At 58.1% G+C, this 23,288-nt stretch carries 21 protein-coding genes; 11 read left to right on the top strand and 10 right to left on the bottom strand.

Going from position 1 to position 23,288, the window contains the following annotated elements; all coding sequences use genetic code 11:
• The first annotated feature begins 2 nt into the window (after positions 1–2).
• From SJY21_RS11885 to SJY21_RS11875, 3 genes are all read left to right on the top strand, one after another.
• Positions 3–1,736, top strand: a complete 1,734-nt coding sequence (locus SJY21_RS11885) for an ATP-binding protein (protein WP_377510811.1) — start codon at positions 3–5, stop codon at positions 1,734–1,736.
• Positions 1,733–3,064: a sigma-54-dependent transcriptional regulator gene (locus SJY21_RS11880; RefSeq protein WP_377510808.1), complete on the top strand. Its 1,332-nt coding sequence runs from the start codon at positions 1,733–1,735 to the stop codon at positions 3,062–3,064. Before SJY21_RS11885 ends, SJY21_RS11880 begins: the two co-directional genes overlap by 4 nt.
• Before the next feature lie 139 nt (positions 3,065–3,203).
• Positions 3,204–3,863, top strand: coding sequence for a DUF2848 domain-containing protein (locus tag SJY21_RS11875; protein WP_377510805.1), 660 nt, complete (start codon positions 3,204–3,206; stop codon positions 3,861–3,863).
• A gap of 14 nt (positions 3,864–3,877) precedes the next feature.
• Here the strand turns inward: SJY21_RS11875 and SJY21_RS11870 are convergent, their stop codons facing one another.
• The 8 genes from SJY21_RS11870 to SJY21_RS11835 all read right to left on the bottom strand — a co-directional run bounded on the left by SJY21_RS11870 (position 3,878) and on the right by SJY21_RS11835 (position 11,051).
• Entirely contained in the window at positions 3,878–4,879 is a 1,002-nt protein-coding gene (locus SJY21_RS11870; protein ID WP_377510802.1) for a biotin-dependent carboxyltransferase family protein, read from the bottom strand.
• Entirely contained in the window at positions 4,872–5,561 is a 690-nt protein-coding gene (locus SJY21_RS11865; RefSeq protein ID WP_377510799.1) for an allophanate hydrolase subunit 1, read from the bottom strand. The genes SJY21_RS11870 and SJY21_RS11865 overlap by 8 nt, the downstream gene beginning before the upstream one ends.
• Positions 5,562–5,569: 8 nt before the next feature.
• Positions 5,570–6,331 (bottom strand): LamB/YcsF family protein, encoded by a 762-nt coding sequence (locus SJY21_RS11860; RefSeq protein ID WP_377510796.1) that lies wholly within the window; start codon positions 6,329–6,331, stop codon positions 5,570–5,572.
• Between the two features lie 8 nt (positions 6,332–6,339).
• Positions 6,340–7,623, bottom strand: coding sequence for a TRAP transporter large permease (locus SJY21_RS11855; protein ID WP_377510793.1), 1,284 nt, complete (start codon positions 7,621–7,623; stop codon positions 6,340–6,342).
• Positions 7,620–8,168, bottom strand: a complete 549-nt coding sequence (locus SJY21_RS11850; protein ID WP_377510790.1) for a TRAP transporter small permease subunit — start codon at positions 8,166–8,168, stop codon at positions 7,620–7,622. The genes SJY21_RS11855 and SJY21_RS11850 overlap by 4 nt, the downstream gene beginning before the upstream one ends.
• A 30-nt stretch (positions 8,169–8,198) precedes the next feature.
• Entirely contained in the window at positions 8,199–9,230 is a 1,032-nt protein-coding gene (locus SJY21_RS11845; RefSeq protein ID WP_377510788.1) for a TRAP transporter substrate-binding protein, read from the bottom strand.
• A 31-nt stretch (positions 9,231–9,261) separates the two neighbouring features.
• On the bottom strand, positions 9,262–10,092 hold the full coding sequence (locus SJY21_RS11840; RefSeq protein WP_377510785.1) for a putative hydro-lyase: 831 nt from the start codon (positions 10,090–10,092) through the stop codon (positions 9,262–9,264).
• Positions 10,093–10,172: 80 nt separating this feature from the next.
• Positions 10,173–11,051, bottom strand: a complete 879-nt coding sequence (locus SJY21_RS11835) for a LysR family transcriptional regulator (protein WP_377513228.1) — start codon at positions 11,049–11,051, stop codon at positions 10,173–10,175.
• Between the two features lie 193 nt (positions 11,052–11,244).
• On the opposite strand from SJY21_RS11835, the gene SJY21_RS11830 reads away from it, so the two are divergent.
• Positions 11,245–12,555, top strand: coding sequence for an aminotransferase class III-fold pyridoxal phosphate-dependent enzyme (locus SJY21_RS11830; RefSeq protein ID WP_377510782.1), 1,311 nt, complete (start codon positions 11,245–11,247; stop codon positions 12,553–12,555).
• A gap of 432 nt (positions 12,556–12,987) precedes the next feature.
• Here the strand turns inward: SJY21_RS11830 and SJY21_RS11825 are convergent, their stop codons facing one another.
• Together SJY21_RS11825 and SJY21_RS11820 are read right to left on the bottom strand one after the other, a co-directional pair.
• A complete protein-coding gene (locus SJY21_RS11825; protein WP_377510779.1) occupies positions 12,988–14,247 on the bottom strand; it encodes a class II D-tagatose-bisphosphate aldolase non-catalytic subunit in 1,260 nt (419 codons plus the stop codon).
• Positions 14,244–15,203 carry a sugar kinase gene (locus SJY21_RS11820; RefSeq protein WP_377510776.1) on the bottom strand — a complete coding sequence of 320 codons (960 nt, stop codon included), beginning with the start codon at positions 15,201–15,203 and terminating at the stop codon, positions 14,244–14,246. Before SJY21_RS11820 ends, SJY21_RS11825 begins: the two co-directional genes overlap by 4 nt.
• A 114-nt stretch (positions 15,204–15,317) precedes the next feature.
• Between SJY21_RS11820 and SJY21_RS11815 the strand changes: the two genes are divergently transcribed.
• The 7 genes from SJY21_RS11815 to SJY21_RS11785 all read left to right on the top strand — a co-directional run bounded on the left by SJY21_RS11815 (position 15,318) and on the right by SJY21_RS11785 (position 23,173).
• Positions 15,318–16,364, top strand: a complete 1,047-nt coding sequence (locus SJY21_RS11815; protein WP_377510773.1) for a LacI family DNA-binding transcriptional regulator — start codon at positions 15,318–15,320, stop codon at positions 16,362–16,364.
• A gap of 114 nt (positions 16,365–16,478) precedes the next feature.
• Positions 16,479–17,807 carry an ABC transporter substrate-binding protein gene (locus tag SJY21_RS11810; protein ID WP_377510770.1) on the top strand — a complete coding sequence of 443 codons (1,329 nt, stop codon included), beginning with the start codon at positions 16,479–16,481 and terminating at the stop codon, positions 17,805–17,807.
• A 142-nt stretch (positions 17,808–17,949) separates the two neighbouring features.
• Positions 17,950–18,822, top strand: coding sequence for a carbohydrate ABC transporter permease (locus SJY21_RS11805; RefSeq protein ID WP_377510767.1), 873 nt, complete (start codon positions 17,950–17,952; stop codon positions 18,820–18,822).
• A 14-nt stretch (positions 18,823–18,836) separates the two neighbouring features.
• A complete protein-coding gene (locus SJY21_RS11800) occupies positions 18,837–19,670 on the top strand; it encodes a carbohydrate ABC transporter permease (RefSeq protein ID WP_377510764.1) in 834 nt (277 codons plus the stop codon).
• Positions 19,671–19,680: 10 nt separating this feature from the next.
• Positions 19,681–20,685, top strand: coding sequence for an ABC transporter ATP-binding protein (locus SJY21_RS11795; protein ID WP_377510761.1), 1,005 nt, complete (start codon positions 19,681–19,683; stop codon positions 20,683–20,685).
• A gap of 4 nt (positions 20,686–20,689) precedes the next feature.
• Entirely contained in the window at positions 20,690–22,171 is a 1,482-nt protein-coding gene (locus SJY21_RS11790; protein WP_377510758.1) for a mannitol dehydrogenase family protein, read from the top strand.
• 6 nt (positions 22,172–22,177) lie between these two features.
• Entirely contained in the window at positions 22,178–23,173 is a 996-nt protein-coding gene (locus SJY21_RS11785) for a zinc-dependent alcohol dehydrogenase family protein (protein ID WP_377510755.1), read from the top strand.
• Positions 23,174–23,288 lie beyond the last annotated feature (115 nt).

Genomic DNA, 23,288 nt, shown 5'->3' with positions numbered 1-23,288 from the left:
CGATGATCCGACCCCTGCTTGTTGCCTGCCTTGCCGCGGCTTTGGTTTGGATCACAGCGCAGAACCTTGCCTTGCGTGCCGCACGCACGCAACTGGACCAGACCTTACTGCTGACCGCCCGCGCCGTCGAGGCAGAGGTGGAACGCCTGCGGTCCCTGCCTGCCGTTGCGGCCGAAGATGTTCGCGTCAGGGATGCTTTGGCGGGGACGGGCCCCTTGCAAGCGGCCAACACCTACCTGGAAACCGTTGCCGTGCATGCCCAGGCCGGAGAGTTGTTTTTGATCGACGCGCAGGGCGAGACAATAGCCGCTTCCAATTGGAACCGCGCGGGCAGTTTTGTCGGCGAAAACTATGCGTTCCGCCCGTATTTTCAAGAAGCGATGGCAACAGGACAAGGCAGGTTTTACGCCATCGGCGTGACGACGGGTGTGCCCGGCTATTTCCTGTCGACCCGCATCGACGTCAGTGGAACGCGGGGTGTGCTGGTTGTAAAACTGGACCTGCGGGCATTGCAGGAGATTTGGCGGGCAGCGGATGCGGACGTGGCCCTTGCCGATGAAAACGGAGTCGTGTTCCTGTCGGCGCGACCAGAGTGGCAATACCGTGCGCTGACGCGTCTGGACGCGGACGTGCTCGCGCGTATCGCCGCCACCCGGGCGTATGACGGCGTGATGCTTGGCACGACCAAGGCGCTGGTCACTGAACCGCCAGACGGGATCAACGCCGAAGGAAAAGGGTGGATCGCGCGGATGGCCCCGATGCCCGCAACCGGCTGGCAGGTGATTGCCGCCCGCTCGACCGGCCAGCTGTATATCTGGTCGCTGGGGTGGGCAGCGCTGGCCGCACTTGGAACACTGGCGATTGCCGCAGCGCTCAAGGCTGCGGAACAGCGCCGACAGATCATTGCCTTGCGTCTGTCACAGTCGGAACGGTTGGAGGCCATGGTGATCGAACGCACGGCGGACCTTGCCCGCGAGGTGGATGCACGTAGCCAAGCCGAGGTGGACCTGAGAGCCGCACAAGAAGCGCTCGTGCATACCGAAAAGATGGCCGCGCTTGGCCGGATGTCAGCGGCGATCGTCCATGAAATCAGCCAGCCCCTTGCCGCGATGGAGGCCACGCTGTCGGCGGCGGAACTGAGTGTGGATCATGAGGATACAGCCACAATGACCCGTCTGGGCAAGGCACACGGGATGATACGCCGGATGCAGCGAACGACAAAGCACCTCAAGAGTTTTGCCCGCAAGGATGTCGTGGAACTCTCGCTGATCGACATGGGCGCCTCGGTGACTGCTGCCCTTGATCTGGTCGCGCCGCGCCTGCGGGACATCGGCGTCGTGCCTGACTATAACAATCCGGACAAGGCAGTGTTTGTGATGGCCGGGGCTATCCGGATCGAACAGGTGGTGGTCAACCTTTTGCTGAACGCTATGGATGCAATTGCCGATGTGAAAGATGCAAGCATCGCGATTTCGCTCACGGCACAGGACGGCCAAGCCCGCCTTTGTGTGCGTGATACCGGCGTCGGAATCGCAGAAGCGGACCTGTCCCTGGTCGGCGAGCCTTTTACATCGACCAAGCTGACGGGCGAAGGATTGGGCCTTGGGCTGGCGATCTGCAAAGCGATCCTTGCTGACTTCAACGGGTCCGTCGACATTGCATCGACGAAAGGCCAAGGCACGCAGGTGACAGTCACCTTGCCGTTGGCCCATCAGCAAAAAGCGAGTGCGGCATGAGCGCCCGAATTTTTGTCGTGGACGATGATGCCGACCACCTTTGCGCGCTCTGCGATCTGATCCAGACATCAGGCTATACGGTGCAAGGTTTCGCATCGGCGCGGGATGCCTTGGATGCCCTGGTGCCGGAACCCGATCTTGTCATCAGCGATCTGCGCATGCCGAACATGGATGGAATTGCCTTTCTCAAAGAGGTGAAAGCGCGCATGTTCGACGTGCCCGTCGTTTTGTTGACGGGTCATGGTGATATCGGCCACGCTGTCGATGCGATCCGCGCCGGTGCGGAGGACTTTCTGGAAAAGCCTTACGATTCCGCGCATCTCCTCGCGGTGATGCGCCGTGCACTGGAGGCGCAGGCTGCCCGGCGCGAAGTTGTCCGTCTGCAAAAGGTTCTGTCCGAACGCGCAGATGCCGGTATTCTGGGGAAGTCACGCGCGATGCGGGACTTTCGCAAACGTATCGCGGCACTTGCGTCCGTCGATCTTGACGTGCTGATCACGGGCGAGACAGGCACAGGAAAAGAGCTTGCGGCCCGCGCGATCCATGCCGGTAGTGGCCGCAGCGACGCACCATTCGTTGCTTTGAATTGCGCGGCGCTTCCCGAGGCGATGGCCGAAACGATCCTGTTCGGGCACGGCGCTGGCGTGTTCGCGCACGATGCCGACGGGCGGGCGGGAAAACTAGAGGCGGCGCATGGCGGAACGCTGATGCTTGACGAAGTCGAGACAATGCCTGTCGCCATTCAGGCCAAGCTTTTGCGCGTTCTGCAGGAGCGCAATTTCGAGCGGATAGGCGAGACAGCCGCGCGGCCCCTTGATGTCCGGGTCATCGCCACGACCAAAGCCAGTCTGCGCATGCTCGATGGCTTTCGCCCCGATCTTTATTTCAGGCTGGCAGGTACCGAGCTGACAACCCCGACCCTGCATGAGGCGGGCGAGGATATCCCCTTGATTTTTGCGCATTACGCACAACTTGCCGCGTCTCGCTATGGCCGCGCCGACCCCAAGGTGCCTTGGGCGCTGTCCCAAAAGCTCAAGCGGCTGGCGTGGAGCGGCAATGTGCGTGAACTCAAGACAAGTGCCGAGGCCTATGCGCTTGGGCTCTTTGATCCAAGCGGCATGGAAAGCGCAACGCCCGGCCCCATTACGCTTGCAGAACGGGTGTCCGAATTCGAAGCCCGCGAGATTTCGGCCGTGCTGGATACCCATGCCGGAAATACGCTGCGTGCTGCAGAAACATTGGGGATTCCGCGCCGAACCCTGAATGACAAGATGCGGCGGTATGGGTTGTCGTCGGCCCCTGAAGGCAATCCTGATGCTGGTTCGTAAACCCAATCGCACCGCCAACCACAGCAAAGCTAATCTATCACACGCTTGCTCAACGCGCGCATGTGCGCTCTGATAGGTCTTTGCAACGTTGCCATTAAAACGGCTGAACTGATCGCTTGAAATGAAAGGACGCCACAGCATGGATATCCCTTTCAAAATCGACAACACGACGATCACCCTGCCGATAATCTCGGTGGTGGTTGCGGGGTGGACGGGCCGAAACCTCGCGGCGGTGCAGCAACACATTGATGAACTAGCCGCGTTGGGCGTTGCCCCACCCAGTCAAGTGCCGCTGCATTATCGCGTCTCAAGTACCCTGCTGACGCAAGACGACAGGATCGAGGTTTTGGGCACAGGATCGTCAGGCGAGGTTGAGCCGCTTTTGGTGCGTTCCGGCGGCATGACCTATTTCGGGCTGGCGTCTGACCATACCGACCGGAACCTTGAAGCACATTCCATCGCGGCATCAAAGCAAGTCTGCGCCAAACCGATCGCATCCGAGCTTTGGGCCCTGGATGACATCAGCGACCACCTTGATAACATCGCCTTGAAATGCTGGATCGAGGAAGACGGGGACGAGGTGTTGTATCAGGAGGGAACCTTGGCGCAGATCCGTCCTTTGTCCGAACTCTGCGCCGGGGCGGGCTTTGATGACGGCGCGGCAATGCTGTGCGGGACCTTCGCGGCAATCGGCGGTGTGCGGCCTGCGTCATGCTATCGAATGGAAGCCTTCGACCCCCATACGGGAAAGTCCATGTCGCTTTCATATCGTGTCACAGCGCTGCCGGTCGCATCCTGACATCGCCGCGCAGGTCAGTCGAAATCGCAGCCGTGGATCAGGTTTTCCCGCATCAGGCGCTGGGCCAGAGACCCGCGGGCTATGGAAATCCGATCAAGGTATTGGTCCTTAAGGGCTGCGTATTTGCGGACATCGTCGATTGCCCGCTGGCTGGAAATCGCCATGAACCGGACGGGCTGACCAGAACGATACTGCGCCAGCCTGTCTGTATCAGGTGAAATGACGGTGGCAATCTTGGGGTAACCACCCGTCGTTTGATGATCGGCCAGAAGCACAGTCGGAACGCCATCACCCGAGACTTGCACAGACCCGCGCACGATCGGCTCTGACGGGATCGACAACGCACCGGCGAGCGCAAGCGCTGGCCCGTTCAGCCGCATCCCCATTCGATCATAAGCATTTGAAACACTGAACGTTTCCGAGGTGAATGTGCCAACCGCACCCTGGACGAAATGCTGGTCTTGCGGGCCGGTGACAACGCTGATGGGCCCGTTGGGTGCAAAGTCAGGCTTCGCGATTTCGCCCAATCTGTCTTCACGGATCGACACGCCCGTCACTTTGATTGTCTGGCCCGTTTTCACAGCGCCACCGCCAAAACCCGATGTTGAATGGGTTGCCTGACTGCCAAGCCAGTCGGGTGCATCCAGTGTGCCCGCAAAGGCCAGATAGGCCCAGCTTCCGGCCTTGCCTGCGGTGATCGATATGCGCTCTCCTTTCTGGACGGTCAGAATGGTCCATGACGTGGTTTTCTTGCCGCCGTGCTGAACGACAAAGTCCCCACCCGTAACCGCCAGCGTTACCGATCCGCTGGCGCAATGCAGCGTCAAGCCGCCCAGCGAAACCTCGATGGCCGATTCCCCTGGGCTGTTGCCAAGGGCGGCGTGTGCTGCATCAAATGCAAGCCGGTCCATCGGGCCCGAGGCAGAGACGCCAAACCGCATGTTTCCAGCGCGCCCCGCATCCTGCACGGTCACCAGTGGGCCGGCAAAGGCGACGGTAAAGGCAACGTCAGCCATCGGAGCATACCTTGCTTAGTCGATCGAATGTTGCCGCGTCGATCCGCTCGAACGTGACGGGATCGCCCACATCGAACAGAAAGGGTCTGTCCGGTTTGCCCGTCAGGATTGCTGTCGGGGACCGCCCGATGATCGACCAGCCCGTTGGCATGGTCAGCGTAGTGACCAGACATTGGGGTCCGGCGATAATCACACTGCCTGCAGGCACATCGCGCACCGGCGCGGGCTTGCGCGGAACCTGAATGGCCTGTGGCACACCGGATAGATAGGCATAGCCTGGCGCGAATCCATACATCAGCACGCGGAAATCCCCGGCGAGATGGGCGTTGATCACGGCATCGGGCGCAAGACCTGTGGCAGCGGCGACAGCTTCCAGATCCGGGGAAAACGCCCCCTCATAGCAAACCTGCACCCGGCGGGGTGTCCCCGCGGCCTTTTTGCTTTGCGCGGCAGACAGGCATCCGCGCACATGTTTTTGCACGGCCACATGGTCTGTCTGGACGGGGTCGAAGGACACCAACAGGTTGACCATGGCCGGCACGGTTTCGATCATTCCCCGAGCGGGGTTCGCGGTAATTGCAGCGTCCAGCGCAAGAACCAATCCGTGCGCCACGTCGGAAATCTCATCGGCAAAGGTCACAAGCAGTGCGTGATCGGCAATGGCTTTGAATTGGGGAACCATGACGGGCCTCAGCGGTGCATAAAGCTGGTAATCTGCACGCCCTCGGCACTAAGCCGGGCGCGGATTTCACGCGCCATATCGACGGCCCCGGCGCTGTCGCCGTGCACACAGATCGAATGCGCGGCCAGCTTGATCGGATCGCCGTCCACAACCGGCATCAGTCCGGTTTCGAGGAACGATATCAAACGCGCAGCCGCTTCTGCCGGATCATGGATCATCGCACCCGGCTGGTCGCGCGGTACCAGTTGGCCTGACGACAAGTAACCACGGTCTGCAAAAATCTCGGAAAAGACCTGCGTTCCCGCCGCGCGGGCGGCCTGTTCCATCTGTGTGCCGGAAATCGCCAGCACCGCCATGTCTTGATTGATCTTTCCAACCGCCGCGACGATTGCATCTGCCACGTCCCGATCCTGCGCGGCAAGGTTCGCAAGTGCGCCATGCAGCTTGACGTAAGATATGCCCACACCAACCAGCGATGCGACCGCCTGCAAGGCCCCGATCTGGGCGGCAACCATGCGTGCGACTTCATCCACAGGCATCGGTATGACCCGGCGTCCGAAACCGGTCAGATCGTTGTAGCCCGGATGCGCCCCCACGACCACGCCGTTGTCGCGGGCCAGCGTCAGTGTCTCAAACATCGTTTCGGGGTCGCCCGCATGTCCGCCACAGGCGATGTTGGCAGAGGTGACAATAGACAGCATCTGTGCGTCATCGCCCATGGACCATGGGCCCAAACCCTCGCCAAGATCGGAATTGAGGTCAATGTGCATGATCAACCCTACGGCAACGCGTTGGGCAGGAACAGCGCGATGTTCGGGAAGGCAATCAACAAGAACGCCATGGCCAGCATCGTCAGACAGTAAGGCAGCGCGCCCAGCATGACCTCGTTCAGGCTGCCGGACTTGCGAGCGCCCTGAACCACATAAAGGTTCAGACCTACGGGCGGGGTGATCAGCGCCATTTCGATCAGAACAATCATCAGAATGCCAAACCAGATCACGTCATATCCCTGCACCAGCACCATCGGCACGATAATAGGGATCGTCACAACCATCAGCGACAAGGTTTCGATGAAAAATCCCAACACGATGTAAAGCACGACCACCACCAGGATGAAGCCAAGTGGCGACAGGCCAAGGCCTTCCATGAACGATGTCAGCTCGCGGCCCAATCCGGCCGAAGCAAGGGTGAAGTTCAGGAAGGATGCGCCAATGACGATCAGCATGATCATTGACGTGATCTTGACTGTGCCGGTCAGGCTTTGCATCAGCATGTCCCACGACACGCCGCCAAAGGCGAGCGCGATCAAAAATGCACCGGCCACACCCACGGCCGCGGCTTCGGTCGGGGTGGCCCAGCCGCGATAGATCGACCCGACGATCAAGCCGAACAGGATAATGATCGGGATCAGGTCGATCAGGGCCCGCAGCATGTGCGCAAAGGGAAATGTGCGGCGCAACCCGCCAAGGTCGGGGCGGATCACGCAGATAATCACAGTGATCAGCATGAACATCAGCGCAAGTGCGATGCCCGGAACCAGACCGGCAAGAAACAATCGCGGGATCGAGGATTGGGTCAGGAACCCATAGACAATCAGGTTGATCGAAGGCGGGATCATGATGCCCAATGTGCCCCCCGCAGCAATCGCGCCCGAAAACAGTTTCGGGTCATAGCCGAGTTTTTCGGCTTGTGGCATGGCGACGGTCGCGACGGTTGCAGCCGTGGCGACCGAGGAACCGGAGGTGGCCGAAAACATCGTCGCCGTGGCGATATTGGCATGCACCAATCCACCTGGCAGCCACGACACCCAGCGGTCAAGTGCGGCATAGGTCCGCGTGGCGACACCGCTGCGCACGAGGATCTCACCCAGCAGCACGAAAAACGGGATGGCGATCAGCGTGGCCGAATTGGACGCCGACCAGACCATATTGCCCAATCCACGGATCAGCGGAAAACCTGAAAAGAAGGTATCAATACCAAATCCCAGAAGGAACAGGACGATCCCGACGGGAATGGACAACGCCAGCAGGGCCAAAAGCCCCGCAGAAACAAATGCGATCATTGCAGGCTATCCTGTTCTGCGAAGGCGCCGACAATGGCCTCGGTTTCCGCGTGGCGGCGTTTGACCAGTAGGCTAAGTGCACAGAGTGTGGTGAGCGTGGACATGACGGCAAACCAGACCCAACCCGCGAACCATGGCATCTGGACCCAGACAAGCGGCGTTTCCAATGGCGTGTTGGCCCGTGATCCGTTGGTCAGCGAATGGGACACCACGGGCCATGCCTTGATGGCGATCGTGATGATGACGGCGGTCATGATGATCATGGAAAAGACGTCAAACAGCGCCTTGCCCAGTGTATTGAACCGCGTGCGTATCAGATCAATACGCACGTGGCCCAATTCAAGCAGAGTAAAGGACATTCCCCAGGACGTCGCCAAAGCCATCGCGTAGCCCGCAATCTCCTCGGTGCCGCCCAGGGACGTGCCGAACCTGCGCATGATGATATCCGTCAGCACGAAGGCTGCACAGGCAAGCAATCCAAAGCCGACCAGCAAGGCCACGCCTTTGTTGAGTGCCCGTAGTTTGTCTATCACTGCAAGTTCCATGTCCGGCACATCCTTGTTCCAAGAGCGTGGTTACTCGATCGTGACGCCGACAACCGCGCCGACACTGTCGTTCCAGCGCGCAGCCCAGTCACCGCCTGACCGCTCGGCCCAGTCAGGCAGGACTTCGGTCGTCAGGATCGTGCGGGCGCGGTTGAAATCTTCATCGCTGACCTCGACCAATCTCATGGACCGTGCTTCGCCGGATGCACATTCGCCCATGCCCGTCAGACACGCCACATCGTTGTCCAATGCGCCTTGTGCGCTTGCCCATGCCGGGTCCTCGAACCCGGTCACAATTTCAGAAGAAATCAGTGCCTGCGTGTCCGCGTCAAGGCTGTTCCACTTGTCCATGTTGACGGCGGTTACAACCGGATCCCAGCCTCCCAGCGGAATTGGCAGCAGGTGTGTGGATACTTCCCACCAGCCAGCGGAGTAACCCGACCCGGCCCCCGTCACGGCGCAATCGACGACGCCGTTTTGCAGCGCGCCGGGCACTTCGGCAAAGGATACATTCACGCCCTCGGCACCCAATGCCTCGAGCAGGAGGGCCGTCATGCGGCCCGACGCCCGCACCTTGAGACCTTCGAGGTCCGCAAGGCTGTTGATATCGTGGTTACAAAACACGACTTGCGGCGGGTAAGGGGCAATCGCCAGCACGTGACTGTTGAAACGGTCACGGAAGATGTCTGACACCATGGGACGGGCCGCATCGATCATCGCGCGCGCCTCATCTGCGGTCACGGCGACCAGCGGCACATCAAGACCTTCAAGTTCGGGCGCGTCGGCCACGGCATAGTCGCCCACTGTCATCGCGACGTCATAGACGCCTTGACCCAGCAACGGGTAGATGTCGCCAAGGCCAAGGCTCATCTGGTTGTGCGTCGTCAATTCGACCGTGATGTCACCGCCAGAAGCGTCCGGCAGGGTCGTGGTCCAGAACGGGGCTTCGTATTCGTTGTGCAGCGGCAGGCTGGACCAGCTGCCCACAACGGAAAGGGTTTCGGCAAGTGCCGGTCCGGCGAGCACCGTCGTTGCGGCAAGAACGGGAATTAGGTTTTTCATTTTGTCGTCTCCTTGTTGGATGGGTTCGGTTTCATGCGAGGATTGTTGTCTCGGCGTCTTCGGCCACGTCAGCGATCAACATATGACCAGGCGAGTGGGTGATGCAGATCGGCAGGCCTGCATCCAAAAGGACATTTTGCGGCGTGACACCGCATGCCCAATAAACGGGAACTTCGTCATCCTTGATTTCGACCGCGTCACCCCAGTCCGGCGCGAACAGATCAGAAATGCCGATCTGCGCAGGGTCGCCAACGGCAATGGGTGCGCCATGGGCTTGGGGGTAGCGGCGGCTGATCTCGCAGGCGGCATCGACCTGCGCAGCAGGGATCGGGCGCATTGTCACGACCATCTGTCCGGCAAACCGACCGGCTGGCACGAGATCGATGTTGGATTTGAACATCGGCACATTGCGCCCCGTTTCCAGATGGCGCACGGGGATGCCGTTGCGCACAAGCGCGTTTTCAAAGGTGAACGAGCAGCCAAGCGCAACAGTGACAAGGTCATCTGCCCAGACGTCCGAAATATCGGACAGTTCATCGCTTAGCATGCCATTGCGAAAGACGCGGTATTTGGACACGTCCGTGCGAATATCGATGTCGTGGCCCAACGTTGGTATCTTCACATCGCCGCTGTCGCCCACGCCGGCGATGGGGCAAGGCTTGGGATTGCGCAGGCAGAAACGCAGAAAGTCCAATGCGAACTGTTCAGGCAGGATCGCAAGATTGCATTGCAATTTGCCTGCCGCAAGTCCGGCAGTATGGCCCGCATATGCCCCTGAACGGATGGCCGCACGCACATTCGCCGCAGACGCGCCGATCAGGTCTGAATGTGAAAAAGTAAACGTCTTCACGCTGGCCCCCATGTGAACGTTCGCAGCATCACACGGTCAGGTCTGACCAATCAAATTATCATTTTATATCTATAGTGATAGATTTTGTTTATTTATTGAAGGTGAGTCCTGTCCCAGTGTTCCGCGACCTCGCGAGCGATTTGCGCACTGTTTTCAACAAGAAAGCTGCGCGGTTCTGACAGATAAGACGCCGTAAACGACAGCGGCTGCGGCTGATAACCCGGATCAAACTCGACGATCTGCCCGGATGCGAGAAAGTCATTGGCAAGCGCGCGGGGATACGGGCCCACAGCGATTCCCGCCGCAATCATCTTTAGGCTCGCCGACAAGGACGCCGACGCATAGACGCGCAATTTTGGGCCCACACGACGTGACAGTTCGGACATCAATTCACGGTAGGGGCGCGTTTTACTGGAATAGGAAATGACAGGGATCTGGCTCAGGTCGGTCTGCGGGTTCATGGTAGAGCGATACCAGTGCAGATCGAAGGTCGGCAAATCTACGTTCTCGACCGAAAACTCGGATACCGGCCCCATCAGCAACGCCAGATCAAGTTTTCGCTCAAGAAGATCGGCGCGAAGTGTCAGCGAAATATCGACCGTCAAATCCACATTCACGCGGGGGTATTGTTCGCTGAACGCCTTGAGGAATTCGGGCAACCACGCCTGGGCGATGGTCTCGGAGGCGCCAACTCGGAACAGCCCTTCTGCCTCGGATGGATTGGCAACACGCTGTTTGATCTCTTCTTCAACGAACAACATCTGCTCTGCATAAGACAACATCAACGTGCCGTGTTTGGTTAGCACCAGTTCCCCCTGCCCCCGCTCAAACAGCGGCGCGCGCAGTTCCGCTTCAAGGTTGGCAATGCGCGTGGATACAGCGGGTTGCGACAGGTTCAAACGTTCTGCAGCACGACGAAACCCACCTAAGCGGGCCACCCAAAGAAAAGTTTTGATCTGATCAAAGGTCATCATCTATTCATAGATTGGATCGAACTTGCCGCAAGCTGATAAATTCACGCGCGATCGCCAGCGATCCTGACACTTGGGAAACCCACCACCGGAATCGGACCGTCCTATCAAGATCCCAATTGCGGCGTGCATTGACCCCCTTGGAATTCCGCGCGGCCCGTGGCACGACTGATCCAAACCAAGGAGAACCCCGATGCCTGATACCGTGCGCGTGCCAAATGATCTTGACAGTTTCTGGATGCCGTTCACGGCGACCAAGGCGTTCAAGGATAACCCCCGCCTGATCAGCAAAGCCGAAGGCGTGCGTTACACCACCGTCGACGGGCATGAGTTGTTCGATGGCACGGGCGGGCTGTGGTGCTCCAATGCGGGGCACAACCATCCGAAAATCACAGCGGCCATTCAGGAACAGGCGGCGGCCTATGATTTCGTGCACAACTTCAATCAGGGGCATCCGCTGGCCTTTGAGGCGGCGGCGCGTGTCACCGATCTGGCGCCCGGTTTCGATCATGTGTTTTTCACCAATTCGGGATCCGAGGCCGTGGATACCGCGCTGAAAATCGCGCTGGCCTATCACCATCACCGCGGTGAGGGGCAGCGCCGGATTCTGGTGGGGCGTGAAAAGGCCTATCACGGGATCAACTTTGGCGGTCTGTCCGTTGGCGGGCTGGGCCTGAACAAGGGGCAGTTCGGCACGCTTTATCCATCCACCGCCCACATGCGCCACACGTGGTTGCCGGAAAACGCGTTCAGCCGTGGCCAGCCCGCGCATGGCACGGAACTGGCCGATGATCTGCAGCGCCTGTGCGATCTGCACGGCGGCCATACGATTGCCGCCGTGATCGTTGAACCTGTGAGTGGCGCGGGTGGCGTGTTCCCACCGCCCAAGGGATACCTTGAACGCCTGCGCGAAATTTGTGATGCGAACGGCATTCTGATGATCTTTGACGAGGTGATCACCGGTTTTGGCCGTATGGGCACGCCCTTTGCATTCGAGGCGTTTGGCGTCACCCCCGATCTTGTGACCTGCGCCAAGGGCATGACCAATGCAACCGTGCCGATGGGTGGCGTGCTGGCCACGGCAGCAGTGCGGGATGCGTTCCGCAACGGCCCCGCGACGATGCCCGACCTGTTCCACGGCTACACCTATTCCGGTCATCCGCTGGCCTCGGCGGCCTGTATCGCCACGCTGGACGCCTACCGCGACGAGGATATTTTCGGCAACGCCGCGCGCATGGCCGGTCCGTGGGCGGACATGCTGCACGGGCTCCGCGACCTGCCCGGCGTGATGGATATCCGCAACTGCGGGATCATCGGCGCAGTGCATCTGACGCAGGATGGTGCCGTGGGGGATGCGGGTCGCGCGGCCTATAACGGGTTGTGGGACAAGGGGCTGATCGTGCGCCCTGTGGGCGATGCGCTGTGCATGTCGCCGCCGCTGACCATTACCCAGGACCACATCGACGAGATCGGCACGAAGATACGCGCGCAGCTTGCAGGATAGGGTCGCAGCCCAACGCAAGTGATACCGAGCGCCGGGTATGTCCCCGTGTCACTGCGAAACATTGCCGAACAATGGCGCCGGGGAATCTCGTGAGCCTGATAATTTTGGATGTCGGCTTTGCGAACTTTCCCGACATTGACGTTTAGCCATGTTGCTGGCGCAGCAATAGTTTGCAGGTGCAATCGCTGCGAGCGGTCCCGACAATAGGGTCGCGAACGCAGCTGAATTTAGAGCGTTTTTGGCCATTGGTTGCTTTCAATACGCTGCCAATGCCGCGAAAAGCAACCAAAGCTCAATTCAGACCTTCGCTCAAGGCGTTGAAGTACGTCAGATTACTAGCTCAGGAATCCGTGACAGATGTCAGCGTTGATAAAGAATGGACTCGACCAATCCGGCAGCTGTTATCGCGATAGAAGTCGGACCCGCCTTCGCTTATTTTAGCGTGTGTCCGGCGGCCTCGAAATAGCGCACGACGCAGCGTTGAACTTGCAAGGATATCAAACCCGCTGCGCTCGTTGGCATGGCGCCAAAGTCCAACCCCATAAAGGCTTGTGACACGACGGTTTCCGGTAGGTCCACATCGCTCAGGTTTGCGATCAACAGATCAAGCGATTTCGAAATTTCCGGGTCCGTCCAATAGTAACGGATGCGGTCGCTGTAGCTGTAGGTGCGCAACAGGCGCAGCTCATCGTCGGTGCCGTTGTAGTAGTTTGTCCAATAGCCCGGCTCTTGGGTCATCCGCGCCTCGAACGTTTCGCGAATTTTCGATGTGGGGCCAGTGACAACCTCTTCCTCGATCTGCGCGAGCGCCCAGATGGACTCTCGGAAACGGAATGTAAGTTCGGGTCCAACCTTCAGGAAAAAGAAGTGGTTTTTAACCAGATCGACAAGAGCGCCCGTTGGCTGGTAATCGGTCGAATGCGCCTCATAGGTCAAACCCTGCTCGTCAAGGATCGCATCGCGCAAGGGGGCGGCTTGTTCGGGCACGAAAGGGTAGATTGACGTGTGGCCGAAATCGACTCCCGGTTGGGTGACGACCGAAACGATGCGGTCCCAAGCCTGGGTCAAACCACGGGCGTTCCACGCATCGCGGTGGGTCTGGATGGTGTCGCGGAAACGGTCCACGGACGTGACATCAAGTGCGTCGGGTTCTTCGGTCTCCCCGCCAGGGATCGGGACTTCGGTTCCGATGATATAGAACAGCTCGGATGGATCGGGCGCATATTTTTCTGCCACTTCGCAAAGGTCCGCGGCGCGTTCGGCGATTTGCGCAAATGTGGGGGTTGGCTCTCCGCCGCAGGCCATCGACGTGTCGAGGTGAATTTTCTTGAACCCCGCCTCAACATAGCTTTTGACCAATTCGCGGGACTTTTCCATCGCCACGTCGAGCGGTTCGTTCTTCCAGACGCTCGGGCCAAGATGGTCGCCGCCAAGGATCAACTGATCCATCGGCACGCCTGCCTCATCGGCCATGCCACGCAGCCAGCCCATGAAATCAGAGGCCGTCATGCCCGTATAGCCACCGAATTGATTGACTTGATTGCAGGTTGCTTCAATCACAGTCGGGAGGCCGGTTTTCTTGGCATAGTCCAGAACCGCGCGCAAAACGTGTTCATTGGCGGTGCAAAAACACGGCAGGCCAATCGCCTCACCAGCGCGGTTACGGGCGATCATATCTTGGACAAGGCTCATGCGATGTTTTCTTTCGGGCTGCGGGAGTTCAGGAATTGGGCGATTTCGGAAGGGTTGGAGTTCCCCTCCATCGGCCCCCGTCGAGTGACGGCAATGGCGCCAGCGGCGTTGGCTTGCATACCTGCATCGTAAAGCGATGCGCCTTGAGATATAAGCGAGACGAATGTGCCGCAGAAGCAATCGCCAGCACCCGTAGGATCAACTTCGGACACGGCATATCCGGCAAAATCATGGCGCTCACCGTTGCTCACGATAGTCACTCCGCCAGCACCGCGCTTGACAGCTACGATATCGGCGTTGGCGTTCAGCAATTTTTCGACGGCGGCATCCTCGGACAGGTCAGGATAAAGGAAATCCAGATCACTTGTGCTTGGCAGGAGGATAGAGCTGCTCTCCATCACCTCGAACATGGCATCGCGCGTGACTGGATCGTTCATGAGTTCGGGCCGCGCGTTAGGGTCGCAACTGATCAGGCCGCCGCCATCGCCCACGCTGCGCACAGCATCCATGATTTTGTCGCGCATCGACGAGATTCCAAGCGACGAAGCTGACACGTGCAGGATCGTTTGCGCAGGGGCGAAAACGCCCGACCGGACAGTGAAGGCGTCAGCAGCAGTGCCCGCGATATGGAAGATGAAATCCCGATCGCCGCTGTCATAGTAGGACACAAATGCGGTGCCGGTGCTATGTTCATCGGACACGGTGATCCCGTCGATGCCAACGCCATCCTCCCGTAGGCGGCGAAGAATACGGCGACCAAATCCATCATCTCCAACGCCACCGATCATCTGTGTTGCTGCACCCATTCGCGCGGCTTGATCCAAAAATATTGCAGGCGCACCGCTGGGGTAAGGGCCCGAATACTCGGTGATCTGCTCCAAAGCGCAGTTCTTCTGATGCGAAACAAATTCAACGAGAATCTCGCCGACGGTCACGATTGTCCGAATCTCTGCCATGCTGTCCTCCGCTAAATACGAAAAGCAGTAGACAAAAAATTAACATGTGTCAAAGTGTGGTGGCGGCCAACTTGGGATAGCCGCCAAGTGCCCGCGAAGTCTGAGGTTTATAACATGTTAAAGCCAAAACAGAAGATTGCCACCATGACAGAGCTGTCAGAGGCGATTGGAATCTCGCGCCCGACGCTTTCAAAGTATTTCCAAGACCCTGGCGCCGTTCGGCCATCAACGTCCAAGAAGATCGAGGAACGCCTTTCCGAAGTCGATTACGTCTACAACTTCATTGCGACGCGGCAGAACCGAAAATCATCTGGCCTGATTGGGGTCGTCGTCCCGCAGTATAACGATCTGTTCTTTGCCAGTCTGCTTGAAGCGATCAAGAAAGCCATCCGAGGGACCGGCTTTACGATGATTACGCAAAGCTCCGACGGGTCTGCGGAGGGTGAGTTGCAGGCCCTCTCGCGGCTGCGGTCTTTGGGTGCTGATGGTGCGATAATTGCACCTTTGGGTGTCGATAGCTCGACCGAAGCACTTCAAATGGCGATTGGTGATTTTCCGATTGTCTTTGCAGATTCGCAGCCCGCCGAACCCATCGAAGGGGCTGATTTTGTTGGCACAGATAATACGCAAAGCATTGCATCTATTGTGGAATACTTGTGCCGGACTGGCGATGCGCCTGTGTTCCTAAGTATGCCTTTGGTGAACTCGAACGCTGTCGAGCGGCGCGATGCCTATGTTTCAAAAATGACAGACCTTGGATTTACGCCGCGTTTTGTTGATGCAGCCCAAGTGGACGCATCCTGGAAGTTTGAGGCTTATGGAGTTGGGGTTATGGATGCGCACTTTGGGCGGTCGCATCATATCAACGATACAATACTGTGCGCCAATGATCGCATCGCGATCGGCGCAATCTCGGCGGCAAACAAACATGGGCTGTTCGCCAAGGGTGGCGACAGTGCGGGCGGCTTGCGGATCGCGGGACACGATGACCATCCGCTGAGCCAGTACATATATCCAGCCATCACAACTGCCGCGCAGGACGTGACGGGCATCGGGTGTGACGCTGTGCGACTCTTGCTTGAACAGGTGCGTGAAGAGCGAACGGATAATCCGGTTGCGATTCGGAAAGAAGCGATGTTGCAGATCCGGGCATCGGCCTGATTTATCGGTAACGTTTGTTGAGTATTACGTCCTAAATTTTGCACATGTAAAATTTTTCTTGACGTTTCGTTAGGTCTCAGCCAAAACTTTACACATGTCAAAAGGGAGGACATCATGTCTATCAAGAGAACACTACTGACCACTGCGGTCAGCATCGGCTGCGCGGCATCTGTCGCATCCATGGCTTCGGCCGACGAAATCACGGTTGTAACGGTGAACAACGCCGACATGATCACGATGCAAGAGCTTGCCCCCGCATGGGAAGAAGCAACAGGCCACACCATCAACTGGGTTGTTCTGGAAGAAAACGTGCTGCGCCAGCGCACCACAACCGACATCGCCACCGGCGGCGGGTCATTCGACGTTATGTTCATCGGTGCCTATGAAACACCGATCTGGGGCGCCAAAGGCTGGCTGACACCGCTGGACGATTTTGCCGAGAATGCGGACTACGATCTGGAAGACATCTTCCCGTTGGTTCGTGACGGTCTGTCCGCAGATGGCAGCCTTTATGCCGTGCCGCTCTACTCTGAAACGTCCTTCACGTTCTACCGCACCGACCTGTTCGAAGCGGCTGGCATCGAAGTGCCGACCGAGCAGATCACCTATACCGAGTTCGCGGAAATGGCAGCACAGTTGCATGACCCCGAAAACGGCGTCTACGGCACCTGCCAGCGCGGCAAGGCCGGCTGGGGCGAAAACATGGCCTTCGTTGGCACAGTTGCAAACGCATTTGGCGCGCGCTGGTTCGACGAAGACTGGCAGCCGCAGCTGGATTCGCCGGAATGGAACGCAGCGATCACCTATTACGTTGATCTGATGAATGAATCGGGCCCTCCCGGTGCGTCGACGAACGGTCACAACGAAAACCGTGCACTGTTCAAAGACGGCGCATGTGCAACTTGGGTTGACGCGACATCAGCCGCTGGTGACGTCCGCAACACTGAAACCTCGACTGTTGCTGACGTGACTGACTTCTTCCAGGCACCAATGGAAGAGACGGCGAACGGCACAGGCTGGTTCTGGTCCTGGGCGCTTGCTATTCCGGCAAGCTCGCAGAATGTCGATGTCGCCAAGGACTTCCTGATCTGGGCGACCTCGAAGGAATACTTCGAAATGGTCGGTGAATCCAAAGGCTGGGTCGCCGTGCCAAGCGGGACACGCCAGTCGGTCGAAGAAGACCCGCGTCGCCTGGAAGCTGCGCCTTTCGCAGAAACCATTGTGAGCGCAATTCTGTCGGTTGATCCAACGAACCCAACCCGTGATCCGGTGCCTTACACAGGCGTCCAGTTCGTGGCGATCGAAGAGTTCCAAGGCATTGGTAACTACGTCGGTCAGCAGGTCGCTGCTGCTCTGGCCGGTCAGGCGACTGTCGAAGAAGCACTGGCAAACAGCCAAGCCTTTGCGGTTCGCGAAATGACCCGCGCTGGTTACATCGACTAAATCACTCCCGAAGATTGGGCCGGGGCACCATGCTCCGGCCCGATTTTAACAATCATCGCTTTCACCTTAGTATTTCGGCAAAGGCCCGCAGTGGTCTTTCCTCAAGTACTAGAATGCAAATCTTCGAGGGGGAGGAGCTCGCATGTCGACAAAGGCTTCCAGAACCGCAGCGCGACTGATGATCTCGCCCGCTGTCATTCTGCTTTTGGGCTGGATGATCGTACCGCTTGTGATGACGGTCTACTTTTCGTTCTTGCGTTACAATCTGCTTCAGCCGGGCACGACGCCGTTTGTCGGGTGGGAAAACTACTATTGGTTCTTCACTGACCCAAGCTTTAGCGCCGCGATGATCAATACGTTTTTCCTTGTGGGGGGCGTTCTGACGATCACCACGATTGGCGGGATTTGTTTTGCGTTGTTGCTGGATCGTCCGATGTTCGGCACCGGCATTATCCGCATCATGGTTATTGCGCCGTTCTTTGTGATGCCGACCGTTTCAGGCCTTATCTGGAAGAACATGTTCATGAACCCTGTGAACGGAATCTTTGCGGCGATCGCCAATACTTTCGGGTTCCAGCCGATCGACTTTTTCGGGCAGATTCCGCTCATATCGATCATCTTCATTGTCTCATGGATGTGGCTGCCATTCGCGACTTTGATCCTGCTGACCGCGCTGCAATCACTGGATCAGGAACAGATGGAAGCCGCTGAAATGGACGGCGCGCGCTGGATCAGCCAGTTCTGGCATCTGATCCTGCCGCATATGGCACGGGCGATCACAGTTGTGATCCTGATCCAGACGATTTTCCTGTTGTCGATCTTTGCTGAAATCCTTGTCACCACAAACGGTGGACCGGGTACCGCAACCACGAACTTGACGTATCTGGTCTATGTATCGTCCCTGCTGCAATTCGATGTCGGTCTGGGCAGCGCCGGTGGCGTCGTCGCCATCATCCTTGCCAACATTGTTGCGATCTTCCTGATGCGGATGATCGGCAAGAACCTCGACGCTTAATAGGAGAGACGGATATGGCACGTGCAGTCTCGAACCAGAAAAAGGTCATGAATACGGCAATCGCCGGAACCCTTGGCTTTATGATGTTCTTTCCGATCCTTTGGATCCTGATCCTGTCGTTCAAGACCGAAGAGGACGCGATCCGTGCGCCGCTTGAGGTTCTGTTCAACTCTGGTTGGTCCGTGAACGGCTACTTGGAGGTCAACGCAAGGTCGGATTATTTCAAGTTCTTCATGAACTCGGTCATCATTTCTGTTGGCTCTACGTTCTTGGGGCTGGTGATCGCCGTGCCTGCCGCCTGGTCAATGGCCTTTGTGCCGGCCAAGCGCACCAAAGATGTGTTGATGTGGATGCTGTCGACCAAGATGCTGCCACCCGTTGGCGTGCTGATCCCGATCTATCTGATCTGCATTCAGTTCGACATTCTGGATAGCCGTGCGATGCTGGTGTTTGTGTTGATGATGATCAACCTGCCGATCATCATCTGGATGCTTTATACCTACTTCAAGGAAATCCCCGGCGAAATCCTTGAAGCGGCGCGGATGGACGGGGCGAGCCTGCGCGAAGAAATCATTTACGTGCTGACGCCAATGGCGGTTCCCGGCATGGCGTCGACGGTGTTGCTCAACATTATTCTGGCGTGGAACGAAGCATTCTGGACGTTGAACCTCACAGCTGCCAAGGCGGCACCATTGACCGCTTTCATCGCCAGCTATTCCAGCCCGGAGGGTCTGTTCTACGCCAAATTGAGTGCGGCCTCGATCATGGCCATTGCGCCAATCCTCATCATGGGCTGGTTCAGCCAGAAACAACTTGTCCGGGGCCTGACCTTCGGCGCCGTGAAGTAAGGAACGAAACATGGGACGCATTCAGCTCAAGCAGGTTCAGAAGAAGTTCGGCGACGTGGAAGTCATCCCGCCGCTGGACCTGGAAATCGAGGACGGCGAGTTCGTTGTGTTTGTCGGTCCGTCGGGCTGCGGCAAGTCGACGCTGCTGCGTTTGATTGCCGGGCTTGAGGATACCACCTCGGGCAACATCGAGATCGACGGCAAGGACGCCACCGACCTGCCGCCCGCGAAACGTGGCCTTGCGATGGTATTTCAATCCTATGCGCTTTACCCGCATATGTCGGTGCGCAAGAACATCGCCTTCCCGATGAAGATGGCGAAGATGAGCGCCGATGAACAGAACAAGCGGATTGAGGCTGCGGCCAAGGCGCTGAACCTGACCGATTACCTTGATCGCAAGCCTGGGCAGCTTTCAGGTGGTCAGCGCCAGCGTGTCGCCATTGGTCGTGCGATTGTACGCGAACCTTCCGCGTTCTTGTTTGACGAACCTCTGTCCAACCTTGATGCCGCCCTGCGCGTGGGCATGCGGATGGAAATCTCTGAGCTGCACAAGAAACTTGATACCACGATGGTCTATGTGACCCACGATCAGGTCGAAGCCATGACAATGGCGGACAAGATTGTTGTGCTTCAGGCCGGTGTCATCGAACAGGTGGGCAGCCCACTTGAGTTGTATCGCGAACCGCGCAATAAATTTGTCGCTGGCTTCATCGGATCGCCCAAGATGAACCTGATCGAGGGTGCAGAGGCCGCGAAACACAACGCCCACACCATCGGTATCCGTCCTGAACATATCGAGGTGTCTACAACGGAAGGCCAGTGGCAAGGCACCGTTGGCGTGGCAGAACACCTTGGATCGGACACCTTCATCCATATCCACGGCATTGAGGGGTGTGATCCAATGACGGTGCGTGCAACCGGTGACGTTGCGGTTAGCCATGGTGACACGGTCTACCTGACACCAAATCCCACCTTGATTCACAAGTTTGGCGCAGATGGCTTACGGATGGCCTAAACCCATGACCAATGCACTGACTAAACTTTCCAACGCCGCCTTGGCGAACCTGCCCGTTGGCGTAAGCGGCCCCACCTATGACCGTGCCGCTCTGAGCGCAGGTATCGTGCATATCGGCTTGGGCAATTTCCACCGCGCCCATCAGGCGTGGTATCTGCACCGTTTGATGCAAAGTGGTGAGGCGCAGGATTGGGCGATTATCGGGGCGGGTGTTCGTGCCGGTGACGCCGCACAGCGCGATAGATTGGCCGCGCAAGATTACCTTACGACTCTGATCGAATTGGACCCCAAAGGCCGGTCTGCCGAAGTCGTCGGCTCCATGATCGGGTTCGTCCCCGTCGAAGAAGACAACGCCGCATTGATCGCCCAAATGGCGGACCCCGCCATTCGTGTTGTCGCGCTGACGGTCACCGAGGGTGGTTATTACATTGATCCTGTCAGCAAAGCATTCGATGCGGGTCATGCTGATATGGCGCACGATGCTGCAAACCCAGATAAGCCACGGACCGCTTTCGGCGCGATGATTGCCGCGCTGAAGGTGCGACGCGCAAAGGGCACCGGCCCCTTCACCTGCCAAAGCTGCGATAACCTGCAAGGGAATGGTGATATTTTGCGCCAGACGGTCGTGTCCCTCGCCCGCCTGTCCGACCCCGATCTGACCGATTGGATCGACGCCAACTGCACGTTCCCGAATTCCATGGTGGATTGCATCGTGCCCGCGACGGGCCCGAAAGAGCTGGAACTTGTGCACACCTTAGGGCTGGATGACGCGGCCCCTGTGACCCATGAAAATTTCCGCCAATGGGTGATCGAAGACAAATTCTGCGCGGGCCGTCCTGACTGGGACGGTGCAGGGGCTACGTTCACCGATAATGTTCACGCCTTTGAAGCGATGAAGATCCGCATTCTGAACGGCGGGCACCAGTTGATCGCTAATGCGGGCGAAGTGCTGTCTGTCGAGTTCATATCAGATTGCATGAATCATCCGCTCATCGGGGATTATTTCCGCAAGACCGCAGGGACAGAGATTGCAGCACAGGTCGATGCCGTGCCGGGCATGACGCCAGCCGCCTATGTCGACCTGATCGATAGTCGCTTTTCCAATCCCGAGATTATCGATACGGTGCGCCGCGTGGCGTTTGACGGATCGTCGCGCCAGACGGGATTTATCCTGCCGACTTTGCGCGATGCATTGGCGGCTGGCACACCCATAAACGGGCTCGCCTTGTCGCAGGCGATCTGGGCGCGGATGTGCGAAGGCACGCGCGAAGACGGATCGAAGATAGAGACGAACGATCCGATCTGGAGCAGCCTGAATAAGGCTGCGAAAGCCGCCAAAACCAACCCGCAGACATGGCTCGATCAGCGCGACCTTTATGGGGACCTCGCGCAGAACGATGCTTTTGCGGCCCAGTTTTCCGAATGGCTTACACTGATTTGGGCGGATGGCGTCGAAGCTGCCCTGCGCCGTTACGTACAAGGATAAACCGCCATGAAAGCGATCGTATTCACCGCCAAGAACGAAGTGTCCTACACCGATTTGCCGGATCCAAAGGCAGGACCGGGCGAGGTTGTCGTGCAGGTCAAAGCCAGCGGCATTTGCCACACAGATTATGAAGTCCTGAAAGACAACTACGGCACAGGAGCCTTTCCGGTCGTGCCGGGGCATGAATACGCAGGCGTGGTTATTGAAGTGGGGGCAGACGTCACGGACGTAAAAGCGGGTGACCGCGTCGCCGTCGACCCCAACATCGAATGTGGGAATTGCCGCGCCTGTACGCGCGGCTGGGCGCATTTATGCGAAAACCTCGGCGCATATGGCGTGACAACCCACGGCGGATTTGCCGAACTCAGCGTTGTCAAAGCCACCGCTGTTCACCCGATTGGCGACATGAGCTTTCTTCAGGCGGCCTTGGCAGAACCGATGGGCTGTGTCCTGAACGGTCTGGATGCTGTTCACGAACCGTGGATGGAAGACGCTCTCATTTTCGGGGCGGGTCCGATGGGGCTGTTGATGGGACTGGCGTTGAAAACCAGCGGTGTCGACCGCGTCGCGTTCGTCGATATTTCAGAGGATCGCTTGGAGCTTGCATCAAGCTTTGGGTTTGATGCGGTCGCCTCGGGATCCGATGATCTCAAACAATGGCATCACCGCGCGGATCTGACGGTCGAGGCCACTGGCGTGCCGCAGGTCGCCTCTGCCCTCACGTACTACATGGCAAACGGTGGCAAGGGGCTCTTCTTCGGCGTCTGCCCGTCTGATGCAAAAATAGACGTGTCCCCATTCGAGTTATTCCGTCGCCAGCTGACCCTCGCGGGATCGCATTCCCTCAACCACAATATTCCAGAGGCCCTTGGCGTCATCGCGAAGCTGGGGTCAGACATTGATCGCGCAGCGTCCCATCGCCTGCCACTCAGCGAAGTTGCAGACATTCTGAACACGAAGCCACCTGCGGGCAGCCTGAAAGTGCAGTGGTCTCAAGATTGATTGTGCGTCCCCTTTGATCCGGCCTGTCAGGCAGGGAACCGATGGCAGGTTTGTTCGATCGGGTCAGTGATATAACTAAGTTTCCAAAGGCCGAATTTCGCTGCGACGCTGCAAT

The sequence above is a fragment of the Octadecabacter sp. R77987 genome (genome assembly GCF_042466115.1).
Taxonomy (GTDB): Bacteria; Pseudomonadota; Alphaproteobacteria; order Rhodobacterales; family Rhodobacteraceae; genus SW4.
This window is presented reverse-complemented; position numbering and strand designations above follow the sequence as displayed.